Below are 15,285 nucleotides of genomic sequence, written 5' to 3'. Positions count from 1 at the left end.
TTATAAAACAGGGGCCCAAAGGCCCCTGTTCACCAATTATCTTATTGGCAAATAAGGGAGATGCTAAGCACCACTCCTTATTAAACAGCTTCTACGAAACCGTCTTGCTCAGCTTGAACAGCTAAATCTTGACCACGGCCAGAGTTGGCAGCAGCAGCTACAGAAGTAGTGTACAAACGAATAGCACGCATCGCGTCGTCGTTACCAGGAACGATATAGTTAACACCGTCTGGCGCAGAGTTAGTATCAACAACTGCAACAACTGGGATACCTAGGTTGTTTGCTTCTTTAATAGCGATATGCTCATGGTCAGCACCGATAACGAATAATACGTCTGGTAAACCGCCCATGTTTTTAATTCCGCCTAAAGACTTTTCTAACTTGTCTAATTCGCGTGAACGCATTAGCGCTTCTTTCTTAGTAAGCTTGTCGAAAGTACCGTCTACAGACTGGCTTTCTAGCTCTTTAAGACGCTTGATTGACTGACGAACAGTTTTCCAGTTTGTTAACATACCGCCTAACCAGCGGTGATCAACATAATACTGGTCACAAGAAATTGCAGCTTCTTTGATAGCTTCGCCAGCAGCGCGCTTAGTACCTACGAATAATACTTTACCTTTCTTAGAAGCAACGTTGCTAATGAAAGCTAAAGCTTCGTTGAACATTGGTACAGTGTGCTCAAGGTTGATGATGTGTACACCATTACGAGCGCCGAAGATGAAAGGCTTCATCTTTGGGTTCCAGTAACGAGTTTGGTGACCAAAGTGAACACCAGCTTGTAGCATGTCGCGCATTGAAACAGTAGTCATTGTATATACCTTAATGTAAGGGGTTAGACCTCCACGTATCCCATGTTTTCGACTCTCTAATCACAGTATGATTTAGAAAGCACCCCGAAAAATGTGTCGACACGTGTGTGATTTAGTATTTAAGTTAATTGCCATGTATAATGACCGCCATATTTTACGGTTTGCCGAACTCTTTGTGATGATTTGTTTAAAATGCCTACAAATAAGCATCAAATAACATCAAACAACATTGAATTAACCCGAACCGTACAACAACAATCTTATACATAACGGCGCGCTTTATACCATAATCGGCAACTAAATACAAATTTTTGCCACAACAGACTTGGTTGAAACCCGCCAACTTTGACCGTTAAATGATAGAGAGTTTTCATGAGTATTGTGATTAAAAGTGCAGACGAAATAGTAAAAATGCGTGCAGCGGGCAAGTTAGCAGCGCAGGTATTAGAAATGGTAGCGCCGTTTGTTAAAGCGGGTGTCACCACAAACGAATTAAACGACATTTGCGCTAAATACACACAAGAGCAAGGTGCCATTTCAGCTCCACTTAACTACCACGGATTTCCAAAGTCAATTTGCACCTCAGTCAATGAAGTGGTGTGTCACGGTATTCCTTCTGATTACGTTTTAAAAGAAGGTGACATGATCAACATTGACATTACGGTTATCAAAGACGGATACCATGGTGATACGTCTAAAATGTTTTTAATAGGTGACGTGTCAGCAAAAGACAAACGCTTAAGCCGAATTGCCCAAGAAAGCTTATATTTGGCGATTAGAAAAGTGCGTCCTGGTTTAAAATTAGGCGAAATAGGCACAACCATAGAAAAATTCATTAAAGCGAGCAAAACAGGGCTTGATAAGTACTCCATCGTGCAAGATTATTGTGGTCACGGTATTGGGGCGGGTTTTCATGAAGAGCCACAAGTTGTTCATTATAAAAACAATGATAAAACCGTGCTTAAACCAGGCATGTGCTTTACCATCGAGCCAATGATCAATGCTGGCCGTCACACAACCGTGCTAGATAAAAACGACAATTGGACAGTCACCACATCTGATGGTAAAAATTCTGCACAGTGGGAACATACACTACTGGTTACCGAAACGGGTGTAGAAGTATTAACTTTACGCGATGAAGAAGACTTCCCTCGAATCATTAATCACTAATAAACAAAAAGGTTTTCAATGAATACAGCGCTGGCCGCCAAAAATGCATTAATCGATTTAAACCAGCGCTTAGTTGAGCAATACACAGCAAAGCATCCTATTGCTGATATTGTTAAACATCGCAGTCAGTTTGTTGATTCCTTATTGACCCAAGCATGGCAAGATTTTGCATTACTCTCCGATGCACTTGCCTTGGTTGCGGTAGGCGGTTATGGCCGCGGTGAACTGCATCCCCATTCAGACATTGATTTATTATTTTTAATCAGCGACGAACCGCTCTCGGCAGAACTAGAAAGCCAACTAAGTCAGTTTATTACCTATCTGTGGGATACCGGCCTTGAAATTGGCCACAGCGTTCGCACTGTGGCGCAAACCATTGAACAAGGTAAATTAGACATTACCATAGCCACTAATTTAATTGAGGCAAGGCTATTAACCGGTAATGAGCACTTATTTGACTTACTATACGACAACATCCGCCAGCACGACTTTTGGCCATCGTATGATTTTTATAATGCAAAAAAAGATGAACAAAGCAATCGTCACAGTAAAGCCAGTGCTTTCGACTTAGAACCTAATATAAAAACCTGCCCTGGCGGATTGCGTGATATTCAAACCATAGCCTGGGTTGCGATGCGCCACTTTGATGCAGCGACGCTAGAAGAATTGGTTGAGCACGACTTTCTGGCGCCAGCAGAGCTTGAAGAACTTCTTGAGTGTCAAAACTTTTTGTGGGAAATCCGCTTTGCGCTGCACATCACGGCCAATCGCAATGAAAACAGATTGCTGTTTGATTTACAGCGCCAAATTGCCAGCTTACTTGGTTATGAAGACGCAACACAGCTCGCTGTTGAGCAAATGATGAAACGCTACTATCGCACGGTGCGCCGCGTGATGGAACTTAATCAAATGCTTCTGCAATTATTTAAACGCGCCACGCTAGGGCACACTCAAGCATTAGAAATTCAGCCTATCAACAACCAATTTCAGCGCCGTGGTCGCTATATTGAAGTCCTTGACGATGAATTATTTACTCGCGCAAATGAAGAGATTTTACGCTTATTTTTAATGATCGCGAAAAACTCAAATATCCAAGATATTTACGCCCCAACCTTACGCTTACTGCGTAATGCGCGCCGTGGTTTAACCGCCCCCTTGCAAGACAACCCGGCTTGCCGCAAAGTGCTGATGGAAATATTAAAACATCCACGAGGCATTGAAGCGTTATCGTTTATGCATAAGCACGGTATTTTATCGTCGTATTTACCCGCCTGGCGTAAAATTGAAGGCCAAATGCAGTTTGACCTATTCCATGCTTATACCGTCGATGAGCACACTCACAGATTACTGCTTAATATTGAGCGTTTTTCACAAGCTGAACAAAAAGATGAATTCCCTCTCGGGGCAATATTAATCAACCAGTTACCTAAAAAAGGCTTATTAGTGCTTGGGGCAATATTTCATGATATTGCAAAAGGTCGAGGAGGTGATCACAGTAAGCTTGGGTCAAAAGACGCCATCGATTTTTGTAAATTACATGGAATGAATGACCATGATGGCCGTTTAGTGGCCTGGTTAGTTGAAAATCATCTTGTGATGTCTGTTACTGCACAAAGACGTGATATTTCAGATCCTGAAGTGGTTGCAGAATTTGCCGACAAAGTCCATGACACCATTCATTTAAGCTATCTGTATTGCCTTACTGTTGCCGACATCTGTGCCACTAATGAAAAAACCTGGAATAACTGGAAAGCGTCACTACTGCGCGATTTATATTTTTCGACACAGCGTGTATTGGCCCGTGGTAAAGAAAAACCCGTCGACGTTAAAGCCCGGGTAAACGAAATTCAAGCTAAGGCCAAAAAAGAGTTGATCCGTCGTGGCTTAAAAGAAAAAGACATGGACGCATTGTGGTCGCGTTTTAAAAATGATTATTTTTTGCGGCATCAGCCAAATCAAGTCGCCTGGCATGCCGAAGCCATTTTAAAACACAATAACGACGAGCCAATCGTGTTGATGTCTAAACACACCACTCGCGGCGGCACAGAATTATTTATTTACAGCAAAGATAAACCCAAACTGTTTGCTACGGTAATGACCGTATTAGACAATAAAAACATCAACGTCCATGATGCAAACATTATGACGTCAAAAGATAACTTCGCTCTCGATACCTTTGTGATCCTAGAGCAAGATGGCGAACCTATCATTCAGTTATCACGTATTCAAAGTATCCGAAAAGCGCTTGAAAAAGCCCTTGCCAGTGAAAATCCTAAATTGCCAAAATTTAGAAAGCTCGCACGGATCATGAAACCTTTTAATGTTGCCACTCATGTGAGTTTCTTACCCAGTGCCCGCCATGGTACAAGTATGATGGAATTAATCACCCTAGATACGCCAGGCTTATTGGCCAAAGTCGGTGACACATTTTACCGCTGCAATGTGACCTTGTTAGCCGCTAAAATTACCACTATTGGCGAGCGTGCTGAGGATTTCTTTATATTGCAGACTCAAAGCGGCGCTGCGTTAGACGAACAACAGCAACAACAATTATCAGATGCCCTTATTTTGGCACTTAAATCCGCTAACTAATTTTTTAACCTCAATGTTTATGCTAATTTTGAGCTAATCATTACCTACTGGGAGAACACAATGGAGGCTTTACGCCAACGCATTGAAGCAGCATTCGAAGCACGCCAAGACATTTCACCATCGACTGTCGACGCAAGTGTACGTGCAGATGTTGAAACTGTCATCAACATGTTAGACAAAGGCGAAGCACGCGTTGCTGAGAAAATTAATGGTGAATGGCATGTTCATCAATGGCTTAAAAAAGCCGTGCTATTGTCTTTCCGCATTTTTGATAATGGCGTGATTGACGGTGGAGACACCAAATACTTTGATAAAGTACCACAAAAGTTTGCAGACTATGATGAAGCACGCTTTAAAGCAGAAGGTATTCGTGTTGTACCACCAGCCACAGTTCGCAAAGGCTCGTTTATCGGAAAAAACACCGTACTAATGCCATCTTATGTAAACTTAGGTGCTTATGTAGATGAGGGCACTATGGTTGATACATGGGCAACTGTTGGCTCATGTGCACAGATTGGTAAAAATGTTCACTTGTCTGGTGGTGTGGGAATTGGCGGCGTATTAGAGCCATTACAAGCCGGCCCAACCATTATTGAAGACAACTGCTTCATTGGCGCGCGCAGTGAAATCGTTGAAGGCGTCGTGGTTGAAGAAGGCAGCGTGATATCAATGGGCGTTTACATTGGCCAAAGCACACGTATTTTTGACCGTGAAACTGGCGAAGTTCATTATGGCCGAGTACCAGCGGGCTCTGTTGTTGTATCAGGCAACTTACCATCTGCTTGCGGTAAATACAGCTTGTATGCTGCCATTATTGTTAAAAAGGTAGATGCTAAAACTCGCGGTAAAGTGGGTATTAATGAGTTACTGCGTATCGTAGATTAATCGCATTAAGACACAAAAAAGGCGCTTTGAGCGCCTTTTATATTGGGTTATTTTTTAAGGATCGCATTGGCTAAAATCTGCCACGTTAACATACCAATGATCTGCTCTTTATCATTTTGAACGAGTAAATAATTTGCGTTCGTTTTTTCCAGAGTTATTTTGGCATCATTTAAAATAGTGTGGCCATTAATTAAATCCATTTTGTGCGCCATAATTTGATGAGCACGCTTATTCAGTAAACTCCGGTCTGCGGCACGCTCAGCAGCGGTATCGATAAATGGACTGTGCCAAAACGCCAATATTTGATGGTCTATTACACCAATCGGTTTGCGCTCTTTTTCAGAAAGCACCACAGCCACTGCCATTTTCGCCTTTTTCATCATCGCTTCAGCGTGCTCAAGAGTGTGGTACTCTTCTAAAAAGACCACAGGCGCCAAAGATAAACCTGACACATACTCTTCTTCTTTAAAATCTTCTACAGCTAAAATTTCTAAACACGCATCGACCACATCTGCATCATATTTTTTACCACGGCCTTACATTAGCTCTTGAGTTAATGCATCCATACCCAATGACGGACGGTAAGGTCTATGGCTTAAAATCGAGTCAGCAATATCGGCCACCGCAATGATTTTTGCTTCTAAAATAATGTCCTTACCTTTTAAGCCTTTTGGGTATCCTGAGCCATCTAAACGCTCGTGATGTTGCAAAATCATTTGCTTAATTGGCCATGGAAAATCCACTTCATCGACAATCAATGCCCCTTGCTCAGGGTGCTGCTTCACTAATTCGAATTCGGCATCGGTTAAGCGTGAAGGTTTAGATAAAATTTGGCTCGGTAGTGCAAGTTTACCAATGTCGTGGATCAGCGCACCTAATTTTAACCCCTCAAGGCATTCAGGAGACAACCCCATTTTTTCGCCCATCAGATAACTTAATTGTGCTACTGACTTTTGATGCCCTGCAGTATAGGCATCTTTGAGTTCAAGCGCTTCAGAAATAGCGCCAATCAATTGCACTAAAATAAGCGTCATTTTTTCTTTTTGAGCTTTAATAATGCTTGATTGGTGTGACACAGCTTTCATCGTTCTGGGAAGTTCAACGCTGTGCCATAAAATCGTCGCAAAAATGGTTAATGATTTAGCATCAACCTGGGTATACGGAGTATCACGATTGCCGACCCCGATAATTCCCACCAATTTTTTACGGTAATGAATTGGAATACACAAATGATTTTTAAACGCAAAAAAACCGTCTTTTTGACTTTTATTGGCAACAAGCTCTGTTAAATCGTTATGAATAACAGGTTTGCGAGTTTTGACCGTTTCGGCCCATATACCTGAATCCGCTTTATACGTTTGCTGCTTGGAAATAGTAAAATAATCCCCAGCCTCATCATTCCAAGCCGTTTTAACAATTTGTTTCGATTTTTCGTTGTAAATATGAACATAACCAACTTTTGACTTGGTTAATGCTAATCCTTGCTTAATTGCGGTAACAAAGACTTGATCACCGCTTGCATTTATGACTTCTTCTATTTGTTCAAGCCAATCATCACTTGATTGTATCGCCTGATGATAATCGGGATGCAGCTCATTTAACCAAGCTTTATCTAACTCAATTTCAATTATCGAAATACACCAGTGTTCACTGCTTTCATCTACTGGGGTGACTCTTGCTTGTAGCGCATGACCTTTATCGTCGACAAAGTTAATCACGTGGCTTTTTTTACGATCTCCAAAATCGATTCCGTCTAGCGGAATCGTCGGAAAGGCATTAACGATGGGTTGTTTTAATATTGCTGAAATCGGCTTTTTGACTAACTTATAGAGAGGCTCACTTAGTTTAACTAATTCAAGCCGATCGTTTAAAATGCCCCAACACAATGCTGCACTTTTAGGCATTTCGGAAGGTTTTAAAAAGAAATCCGCTTTTTGCAACATCTCGCACCTATTAATCAATATTAAATGAACCGTTTAGGCAAATTATTATCAGGCCAACAGCTAAAAAAGTATTACATCTAATTAACAATAGCACAGGATAAGCATCATCCATAATAGGGCATAACTCAAGCCGAAAGACTTACTAAAAGCCTAGCCTGTAAATCTACATCACACTGAGGTTATGCCCGTTAAAATACTAAAAAACAACCGTCTTGTTGCCGTAAACCACAACTTGCTCATTAAGTACCAGTTGTAATGCTTTACTCAGTACACTTTTTTCTACATCTCGGCCGTTATGCGCCAATTCTTCTGCACTGTAGCTGTGGTCAACAGATATCACATCTTGCTTAATAATTGGCCCTTCGTCGAGATGATTATTTACAAAATGCGCTGTAGCACCAATGATTTTAACACCGCGATCCCACGCTTGCTTATAAGGCGATGCCCCAATAAATGCCGGTAAAAATGAATGGTGAATGTTAATGATTTTATCAGTAAACGCTGAAACAAATTCAGGTGTGAGCACTCGCATATATTTCGCTAGTACCACAAAGTCTGGATTATAGGGCTTAATCACCTTAAGCATGGCCTGCTCATGCTCCTGACGATTTAAACCTTCGTGGCTGACATAATGAAACGGAATATCAAACTTTTCAGTTAATGGCTGCAACACATCGTAATTACCGACGACTGCGGCAATGTCGACATCTAAACCGCCGTAATAAGATTTCATTAAAATATCACCCAAACAATGGGCTTCTTTGGTTACCATGATCACGATTCGCTTTGTACACATATCAACCAGTTTCATGTGGTTTTGAGCAGGCAGCACTTCACGCAATTCGTTTAATAGACGTTCATCGTCAAACTGCCCTTCAAGCTCTGCACGCATAAAAAATCGGCCTTGAGCATGATCGACAAACTCAGTGTTTTTAATGATATTAAGCTCATTGGCAAAACACACACTGGTAATTTTTGCAATTAAACCTTTTGCATCAGCACAATCAGTAATTAACACTTTGCGCTGTAACGGGGTTGAACTGTTTGTATTCGATTGATAACTCACGCTTACGACTCCAAAAGTACTGCTTAAATAGACTGTCGTCAGTTTGCCATTGAAAATACATCTTGGGGGAGGTTTTTTAATGATAAATTCTCATAAATACTAAAATAATTGTATTTAGACACAATTTGCTAAACATCCATGAAATATTTGTTAACTAAAGCAACGTTATTTACGAGAATCGAGGTATTTTTGTAGCAGTTTTCGTAACGATTCAGCCTTAGTACCATACACAACCTGAACCCCTTTCCCCATGACCACCACGCCTTTGGCACCTAAGCGCATTAAACGCGCTTTATCAATTAGATTTGCGTGTTTTACACTGATGCGTAGACGGGTTAGACAGGCGTTGATTTCAACAATATTTTCGCGCCCCCCCAGCGCAGAAATCATGGCACGTAAGCTTTCTTTTGGCTCAGAAATCTGGTCGGCTTGTTCTAATCTTCCGGGTGTTTTTAAGTTAAAGGCTAAAATGCTGGCGCGAAATAACGCATAATAAATAATACCTGTGAGAGGGCCTAGCATCCAAATCCAATGGGTATTAGCCGATCGCGAAAAGAGCAAACTAAAATCCACCAATCCGTGTGAAAATACTATGCTGTGGTGCACTTCTAATAAAATACACACACTGTAAGCAATGCCCGTAAGCAACGCATGCACAATAAACAGAATGGGCGCAATAAACATAAAAGCAAATTCAATTGGCTCAGTAACCCCCGTTAACCAACTTGCCGTGGCAGCAGACAACATAATACCCGCAACACGGTTACGCTCCGTTTTATCCGCACAACGCCAAATGGCTAATGCAGCGGCAGGCAACCCCCACATTTTAATTAAATAGCCACCAGCAAGATTGCCCGCAAGAGGATCACCCGCTAAATAACGAGCCACCTCACCTCTAACCACACTACCTTGATTGATGTATTGGCCCACTTCTAGATAAAATGGTGCATTCCAAATATGATGCAAACCAAGCGGAATAAGCAAACGCTCTACCGTGCCATATACACCAAAAGCAAGAGCAGGGTCTTGGTAAACAGCCCAGTCAGAAAGTTGCTCAATAACCAAAGATAACGGCGGCCAAACGTGACTCAATACATAAGCCAGCAGCATAGCCAAAGGAATAACAATAATCGGCGCGCTGCGTCTGCCTTCAAAGAATGAAAAAATTGCCGGTAACTTTACATGCTGACTCAAATTAACGGCAATGCAAGTTATCGCCCCAACTAACATGCCGCCAGCAATACCTGTGTCAATGGTTTGCATTCCCCACAATGGGCGTGACACTAAACCATAGATATCGGTAAGTGCTCCCATGGTAGATAAAAATACCCCAAAACCAAATACGGCAGAAAACGCCGCAATCCCTTGATCGCGGCAAAAACCAATCGCAATCGCCACACTAAACAGAAGCGGCATCATGGTAAACACTAAATTGCCGACGGCTGAGAGTACGATATTAAGATCATCAGGAATAAAAGGTAACGGATTAACCGTAAGGCCAAGCATTACCCCTGCAGCAGGTAAAATAGCAATAGGGATCAACAGCGCTTGGCTTAAGCGCTGTGCAAATTTAAACCATTGCTGAGTAAAAAAACTTAGGCTGCGTTTGCCGATGTGACCGCGTTGTGCCAACTGGCTATCCATGTATTTGCTTCAATTTCGGGTTCCATTGTTTCACATGCATCAATTTCAAGTTTATCAAGTAATGGTTTGGCACCTAGCTCGGTAAACAACTCATCAAATTGTTTTATGGCACCACAAAATGTCTCATAACTTGAATCTCCTAAACCAATTAAACTGTATTTAAGTGACGGCAAATAAGGGGCATTAGTCTTTAATTCATTAAACCAGGGAGCGATGTCTTCTGGAATATCACCCTGGCCTGTGGTGGAGCACACCACAATTAATAACTCATCTTGCGCGGGTATATAACCTTGCAATTCGTTTGGCTGCCAAAGTTTAGTGCTAAAGCCTAATTTTGCAATGGTCTTTATAATGGTTTCGGCAGTAAATTGTGCACTACCATAAACAGTACCAAAAACAACATTGACCTTTTTCATGGTATACTATCCCCTAAAATGAAATACGATATAAAAATGCGTTGAATGTAAATAACTTACTTTATTCATTAAGTTCATCGCAAGTTTCTTTTATCACGCGTGTTGAATATATAATGTGCAAATGCTGATGCGGATTGGTATTTCTAAGTTATTAAATACATTACGGAAGCGTATTATGCGACAAGTCAGCAGAAAGCGAAAACTCAAACTACAGCATAAGTTTGCTCATATACGCCGTAATTATTATTTTCATGTTGAGCAACAAAATCACCAGTTAATACCGCCGATTGCTGAATTTGAACAGCTCAAAAAAGCGATTGCTGAGCATATGGAATAACCCAAAAACCTTCATTAGTTGGCTTTTCATAAAAAGGCTTAACTCAATAATATGCTTGGCATCAATGATAACTGTTCATCATCCCATCCAAACGCCTTAAAAATGGTTAACCACTCTGGCTCTAATTCGGTTTCAATATGCATTGGTTGCTGAGTCACAGGGTGCACAAACTGTAAACTTTTAGCAATTAGCCATAAGCGGTTGATAGCAAAATGCTCCCTAAAAAATTTATTTTGTTTACCATCACCATGGGTTGTATCACCAACTATTGGGTGACGAAGATGAGCCATATGGCGACGTAATTGATGCTTTCGCCCAGTGTGTGGACTTAAACGCACTAACCCATAGCGACTACTTGGGTAGCGACCTGAGCTAAATGGAATTTCAGTATTTAACAGTGGTTGGTAATCTGTCACTGCCTCTTGTGCGGCTTTATTGGGATCTACGTGCTTGTCACCAATATCGTCAAACTCTTGTTTAAGCGCGTAATCTAACGTGCCAGATTCATGCATATTGCCGCGAACAATGGCCAAATACTGCTTTTTAATACTGTGGTCTGCAAATTGCTCGCACAATTGCCTTGCTACTTCACTTGATTTAGCAAAGAGCAATACACCCGAGGTGGGCCTGTCTAAACGATGAACAGGAAATACATGACAACCGACTAAATCGCGTGTCATTTGCATGGCAAAAAAACGCTCTTTACGCGCTAAATAACTGCGATGAACCAACAGCCCTGCTGGTTTATGAATGGCCACGATATACTCATCTTCAAACAACACTTCAATCTCTGGCGGTTGCTCGTCGAGCTCTGCATCACATTCAATTTGCGCTTCAGCTTCCTCAACAAAATGTGGATCATATAACTCATCATTATCAATTGTTTGCGGTATCAAGCTATCGTTAGCATTCATCTTGTTTTCACCTGGGTTTAAAAATAAAAGCAAATTTGGCTTATTGTTGATTCAATAAGGCATCAAATGATTGTAAGTGAGTGATCAAGATTTGACGCTGAGCCATACCTTTCCACACATGCTCGGCCATAGGGGCAATAGCCATGGACGAAGGCAAAGGTTGTTGTAACTGAATTAATTCAGTCATTTTGGGAATAAAAATAAACTGTAACCATTGTTCGAACGCCATGGTGTCACAAGCGAAAGGAGCAGAGCTTGCCATAGCCTCTTTACTAGGCGCATCATCCGACCACAAGGAACACTGTTTAAGTGTTTGTTCTAAAATAATTAAATGATTTTTACAGGTTAAATAAAGCATAAACATGAACGACATTATCGAGGCTGAGTCGGATTATGATATCATTTAGCTTCTTGAATACCCATCCAACTCGTTTGATTTAGTGAAGACACCATGACCGAAATAACCACCTTAAGCCAATTTCTGACCACGGCGAACACTCAATTCCACATTTATGATTTAGGCCGCCGGGTTCAGCATATTGATATGTTGGCTTTTCACCAAATCGATTCGTTATTAGCTCCATACCCTTATCCTATTCAAGGGCATGCGCAGTTTGCCATCGTATTTTGGCAGCAACAACAGCAACCGTATATCTGGTTTGTAAAACTGCCATTAGACGAACAAGGTTTATTGTCGCCAGCGCCACGCACCCAATTTATTAAAATGATTTTAGAGGCGTTGGGACGCGATCCAACCCAAACATTAACCGATGAGCAGCAAGAACAACTTGCTAACCATCCTTTCAGTTTTAAGCCTAATCAACAAAAACTGGCACTGTTTAATGCTTTAGTGAGGCTGCAATTAGGGCAAGCAGCCTCGAGCCAATATGAATTTGCGGCACAATATTTATCAGGGCAGGCGCCAACAGAGACTTGGCAGCAATTAGGCTTACAAGGTTTAGCAGATATTTGCGTTCGCGCACATCAATTTGATCATCTAAATGACATTATTAACGCGTTTGAAAATGTGCCAGTAGAGGTGCAAGCGGCATTATGTCAGTGCCTTGAACATATCACTGTTGATACACGTTTAGCCGAACGATTATTTGCAAAAATGTCACAAGCAGAACCAGACTTAAAAGTGATGTATTTAGCTGCACTTGCATCCAATACCCCATTGAGTATGGCGGCGATTAAGCAACTGGATGAACAGCAATTATTAAACGACAATAGTTTGATTACCATTGCAGCGCGCAATTGGTTGGCACTAAAAGATGACACATGTCGTAAAGTCTATTTAGAAGCATTAGCAAAACAGCCACAACACTTCTTTAACCAAGTGTTTGCTGATATCGTGGCAATACCCAGCTTGCGCCATGGATTACTGAGCGATTTACGTCATCCTGAACGCAGTGTTCAATTAGCAACCGCTATTGGCGGATTATTTAAGGCAACCAGCCTATGATGAGTGATTTTTTATTATTTGTTGCTTTAATCGTTGTTGGCGCATTTTTTTGGCAGCTTAGACAGATGGCAGAGTTGAGTCGAGTACTTGCCGAACAGGCCTGTAAAAAACAAAATGTGCAATTATTGGCGATTGCGATGGAGTCTGCACGCCCAAGTATTGGTGGCAGCACAGGCATTTGCTGGAAAGCCACATTTATGTTCGAATTTAGCACCGACGGCATTAATCAATATCGTGGTCATATTATGATGCATGGCAACCGCGCCAAAAAGATAGAATGGCCTATTTTCCCTGAGCCTGAGTGGATGGACGCACCTATGGCTAGCGGTAAGTTTGGTGGATGTGGTTCATCAAGCCAAAGTTGTAACTCTGGTAAGTGCCACTAGTTCAGCATTGAAGCACCGTTTATTACCACAGTTCAGCAGTAAGCTGACAAAAAAACGCTATTTTTATCAAAATAGCGTTTTTTTTTGCTTAGATTATTGGATTAGGTTTGTGGCTTATCCAATATTTTATACTCGCTATACGTCACTTTATGTATGCTATCTAATGATTTAAAAATCGCGGCGGTACCATTAATGGTGGTTGAAGTGCGCGCAGGCATCACCAATCCTTCAAACACATCAAAACCCAACTCCAATTCAAATTTGGTAAGGGTGACTGAAAATGCAGGGTTTAATTCGTCGGTATTGCTGATTAGAATTTTGCGTAACTGCTTCGAGCTCTTATCTAGGGTCTGTTGATCTTTGCTGGTTGAATTTTGTTCGAGTTAAAAACGTTTTAATCGAGGCGAATGGATTGATGCCTAGCAATCTAAGCAAAATCCATTAAACAAAGAGTAAAACGTTTTTAGCCGAACCCTTCGGGCAGCGTTTGTTGGCCATTTTTACTGCGTTATCGACTTTTTATGTAGAATAACTACACCTCAAAGTCTCTGCCTTGTACAAATGTCCAACAATTCGCTGCAAAAATAACCTTGAAAGATCAACAGACCCTATGTAAATAGTCCCAGTTAATGCATTATTATCTAATTTGTCGATATTGGGTGTAAACGAAAATGCAACATTATCGCCCTCCTCATCCACTAATGTTAATGTCGATAAATTAATCAGATCAGAAAACGCTAATTCATGGGTATTTTCGTCTTTATCTTGCAGGAGTTCTTGCTGATTTTCGCGGTATTCTTTTAAACGATTTTTGTCAGGCGTTTCACCATTTTCAGTCACTAAGATCCAGCGTTCTGAGCCGGGTAAAGACGCATTAAACTGTTCAACCCGGATCATGTCCGGCATAACGGTTTCTTGAGAGTACTGCCAAAGCACTTTGGTATCGTCAGTGTTGTTATTAATTTCGTTTAACGCTTGTTCGACCCATTGCAGTTGTTCTTCACTCACCTGTGCATTGGCGTTATAGCAAACTAATGAAAACCCCATCAATAGTGCAATTTGAAACCCTTTCATGCTATCTCCTCAACCATGTGTACTTTCCCCATGCATATATGCAGTTTACAATTTGACAACATATGCTGATAAAGTTCCATAATCTTAAAAAAAGCAAAAAGAAAGGCCGCGACAGAAACTGTCGCGGCCTTTTGATCTCTTGTTAAGCTTTCCCGCTATTGCAGTGCTCCCTGCACCATCCATGCGTATAACTTGCATCCAGCGCTATCCGTGTTCAATCCTTGATTATCCTTGTACTTGCGTACTGTCCTTCTTACTCGATTATCCATTGACCGAGCCTGCTCTATCCTAAGCGTGTCCTTGTATCGTCCTTGAAATCTTTACTTATCCTGATGCAAATCATTTGCTGAGTATTGTGCGTCCTGCAACATTATCATCCTAACAATGTTAAAAACCCGTCGTGCTGTATAAAGCGTTTAACGTGTTTTGCGTTTCATCCTGAAACTATTATTCGTCCATTACATCCATTTACATCGAGTCATCTATGACCTACTGACTTCCTTGTATTGTTCCGTCCTAGGAACGAGATAAATAATAATTCATTTACCTTAGCGTAAACAGATACCTCTAAATGAATAAACCAA

Annotated in this window: 15 protein-coding genes; 6 read left to right on the top strand and 9 right to left on the bottom strand. The window is 41.3% G+C overall.

Annotated features, from left to right (window positions below):
• Positions 1-80: 80 nt before the first annotated feature.
• Complete coding sequence (gene rpsB, locus K8B83_RS09605; RefSeq protein WP_188739563.1) at positions 81-809, bottom strand: 30S ribosomal protein S2; 729 nt, start codon at positions 807-809, stop codon at positions 81-83.
• A gap of 372 nt (positions 810-1,181) precedes the next feature.
• Between rpsB and map the strand changes: the two genes are divergently transcribed.
• The 3 genes from map to dapD are packed head-to-tail and all read left to right on the top strand — an operon-like array spanning position 1,182 to position 5,456.
• Complete coding sequence (gene map / locus K8B83_RS09600; RefSeq protein WP_188739564.1) at positions 1,182-1,979, top strand: type I methionyl aminopeptidase; 798 nt, start codon at positions 1,182-1,184, stop codon at positions 1,977-1,979.
• A gap of 18 nt (positions 1,980-1,997) precedes the next feature.
• Positions 1,998-4,571 carry a bifunctional uridylyltransferase/uridylyl-removing protein GlnD gene (gene glnD / locus K8B83_RS09595; RefSeq protein WP_188739565.1) on the top strand — a complete coding sequence of 858 codons (2,574 nt, stop codon included), beginning with the start codon at positions 1,998-2,000 and terminating at the stop codon, positions 4,569-4,571.
• 60 nt (positions 4,572-4,631) lie between these two features.
• Positions 4,632-5,456 (top strand): 2,3,4,5-tetrahydropyridine-2,6-dicarboxylate N-succinyltransferase, encoded by an 825-nt coding sequence (gene dapD, locus K8B83_RS09590; RefSeq protein ID WP_188739566.1) that lies wholly within the window; start codon positions 4,632-4,634, stop codon positions 5,454-5,456.
• 47 nt (positions 5,457-5,503) lie between these two features.
• Here dapD and K8B83_RS09585 read toward each other — a convergent pair whose 3' ends face one another.
• The 5 genes from K8B83_RS09585 to K8B83_RS09565 form a co-directional block, all read right to left on the bottom strand.
• Positions 5,504-5,965 carry a CBS domain-containing protein gene (locus K8B83_RS09585; protein ID WP_223419777.1) on the bottom strand — a complete coding sequence of 154 codons (462 nt, stop codon included), beginning with the start codon at positions 5,963-5,965 and terminating at the stop codon, positions 5,504-5,506.
• A 27-nt stretch (positions 5,966-5,992) separates the two neighbouring features.
• Positions 5,993-7,399 (bottom strand): HD domain-containing phosphohydrolase, encoded by a 1,407-nt coding sequence (locus tag K8B83_RS09580; RefSeq protein WP_223419775.1) that lies wholly within the window; start codon positions 7,397-7,399, stop codon positions 5,993-5,995.
• A gap of 196 nt (positions 7,400-7,595) precedes the next feature.
• Positions 7,596-8,465 (bottom strand): formyltetrahydrofolate deformylase, encoded by an 870-nt coding sequence (gene purU, locus K8B83_RS09575; RefSeq protein WP_188739568.1) that lies wholly within the window; start codon positions 8,463-8,465, stop codon positions 7,596-7,598.
• A 165-nt stretch (positions 8,466-8,630) separates the two neighbouring features.
• On the bottom strand, positions 8,631-10,109 hold the full coding sequence (locus K8B83_RS09570; RefSeq protein ID WP_188739569.1) for a PTS transporter subunit EIIC: 1,479 nt from the start codon (positions 10,107-10,109) through the stop codon (positions 8,631-8,633).
• On the bottom strand, positions 10,061-10,525 hold the full coding sequence (locus K8B83_RS09565) for a flavodoxin (protein ID WP_188739570.1): 465 nt from the start codon (positions 10,523-10,525) through the stop codon (positions 10,061-10,063). Before K8B83_RS09565 ends, K8B83_RS09570 begins: the two co-directional genes overlap by 49 nt.
• A gap of 175 nt (positions 10,526-10,700) precedes the next feature.
• On the opposite strand from K8B83_RS09565, the gene K8B83_RS09560 reads away from it, so the two are divergent.
• Complete coding sequence (locus tag K8B83_RS09560; RefSeq protein ID WP_223419773.1) at positions 10,701-10,862, top strand: hypothetical protein; 162 nt, start codon at positions 10,701-10,703, stop codon at positions 10,860-10,862.
• Between the two features lie 38 nt (positions 10,863-10,900).
• Here the strand turns inward: K8B83_RS09560 and truC are convergent, their stop codons facing one another.
• Together truC and K8B83_RS09550 are read right to left on the bottom strand one after the other, a co-directional pair.
• Entirely contained in the window at positions 10,901-11,776 is an 876-nt protein-coding gene (truC, locus tag K8B83_RS09555) for a tRNA pseudouridine(65) synthase TruC (protein ID WP_188739572.1), read from the bottom strand.
• 40 nt (positions 11,777-11,816) lie between these two features.
• Complete coding sequence (locus K8B83_RS09550; protein WP_188739595.1) at positions 11,817-12,134, bottom strand: YqcC family protein; 318 nt, start codon at positions 12,132-12,134, stop codon at positions 11,817-11,819.
• Positions 12,135-12,227: 93 nt separating this feature from the next.
• Here K8B83_RS09550 and K8B83_RS09545 point away from each other — a divergent pair, with 93 nt between their 5' ends.
• Both K8B83_RS09545 and K8B83_RS09540 read left to right on the top strand, forming a co-directional pair.
• Positions 12,228-13,241, top strand: a complete 1,014-nt coding sequence (locus K8B83_RS09545; protein WP_188739573.1) for a DUF3549 family protein — start codon at positions 12,228-12,230, stop codon at positions 13,239-13,241.
• A complete protein-coding gene (locus K8B83_RS09540) occupies positions 13,238-13,627 on the top strand; it encodes a DUF3301 domain-containing protein (RefSeq protein ID WP_223419771.1) in 390 nt (129 codons plus the stop codon). The genes K8B83_RS09545 and K8B83_RS09540 overlap by 4 nt, the downstream gene beginning before the upstream one ends.
• Positions 13,628-14,146: 519 nt before the next feature.
• Here the strand turns inward: K8B83_RS09540 and K8B83_RS09530 are convergent.
• The gene (locus K8B83_RS09530) at positions 14,147-14,701 is read right to left on the bottom strand and encodes a hypothetical protein (RefSeq protein WP_223420140.1); all 555 of its coding nucleotides are present in this window, start codon (positions 14,699-14,701) and stop codon (positions 14,147-14,149) included.
• Positions 14,702-15,285: the final 584 nt, after the last annotated feature.

It is taken from the genome of Shewanella inventionis, from assembly GCF_019931735.1.
GTDB lineage: Bacteria > Pseudomonadota > Gammaproteobacteria > Enterobacterales > Shewanellaceae > Shewanella > Shewanella inventionis.
The sequence above is the reverse complement of the archived record's forward strand: the minus strand, read 5'-3'. Positions and strand labels throughout refer to the sequence as shown.

What these genes read in the sequence shown, in the direction of transcription:
- rpsB (WP_188739563.1), bottom strand. Translation starts at nt 809, where the DNA reads ATGACTACTGTTTCAATGCGCGACATGCTACAAGCTGGTGTTCACTTT.
- map (WP_188739564.1), top strand. Translation starts at nt 1,182, where the DNA reads ATGAGTATTGTGATTAAAAGTGCAGACGAAATAGTAAAAATGCGTGCA.
- glnD (WP_188739565.1), top strand. Translation starts at nt 1,998, where the DNA reads ATGAATACAGCGCTGGCCGCCAAAAATGCATTAATCGATTTAAACCAG.
- dapD (WP_188739566.1), top strand. Translation starts at nt 4,632, where the DNA reads ATGGAGGCTTTACGCCAACGCATTGAAGCAGCATTCGAAGCACGCCAA.
- K8B83_RS09580 (WP_223419775.1), bottom strand. Translation starts at nt 7,399, where the DNA reads ATGTTGCAAAAAGCGGATTTCTTTTTAAAACCTTCCGAAATGCCTAAA.
- K8B83_RS09570 (WP_188739569.1), bottom strand. Translation starts at nt 10,109, where the DNA reads ATGGATAGCCAGTTGGCACAACGCGGTCACATCGGCAAACGCAGCCTA.
- K8B83_RS09565 (WP_188739570.1), bottom strand. Translation starts at nt 10,525, where the DNA reads ATGAAAAAGGTCAATGTTGTTTTTGGTACTGTTTATGGTAGTGCACAA.
- K8B83_RS09560 (WP_223419773.1), top strand. Translation starts at nt 10,701, where the DNA reads ATGCGACAAGTCAGCAGAAAGCGAAAACTCAAACTACAGCATAAGTTT.
- truC (WP_188739572.1), bottom strand. Translation starts at nt 11,776, where the DNA reads ATGAATGCTAACGATAGCTTGATACCGCAAACAATTGATAATGATGAG.
- K8B83_RS09550 (WP_188739595.1), bottom strand. Translation starts at nt 12,134, where the DNA reads ATGCTTTATTTAACCTGTAAAAATCATTTAATTATTTTAGAACAAACA.
- K8B83_RS09545 (WP_188739573.1), top strand. Translation starts at nt 12,228, where the DNA reads ATGACCGAAATAACCACCTTAAGCCAATTTCTGACCACGGCGAACACT.
- K8B83_RS09540 (WP_223419771.1), top strand. Translation starts at nt 13,238, where the DNA reads ATGATGAGTGATTTTTTATTATTTGTTGCTTTAATCGTTGTTGGCGCA.
- K8B83_RS09530 (WP_223420140.1), bottom strand. Translation starts at nt 14,701, where the DNA reads ATGAAAGGGTTTCAAATTGCACTATTGATGGGGTTTTCATTAGTTTGC.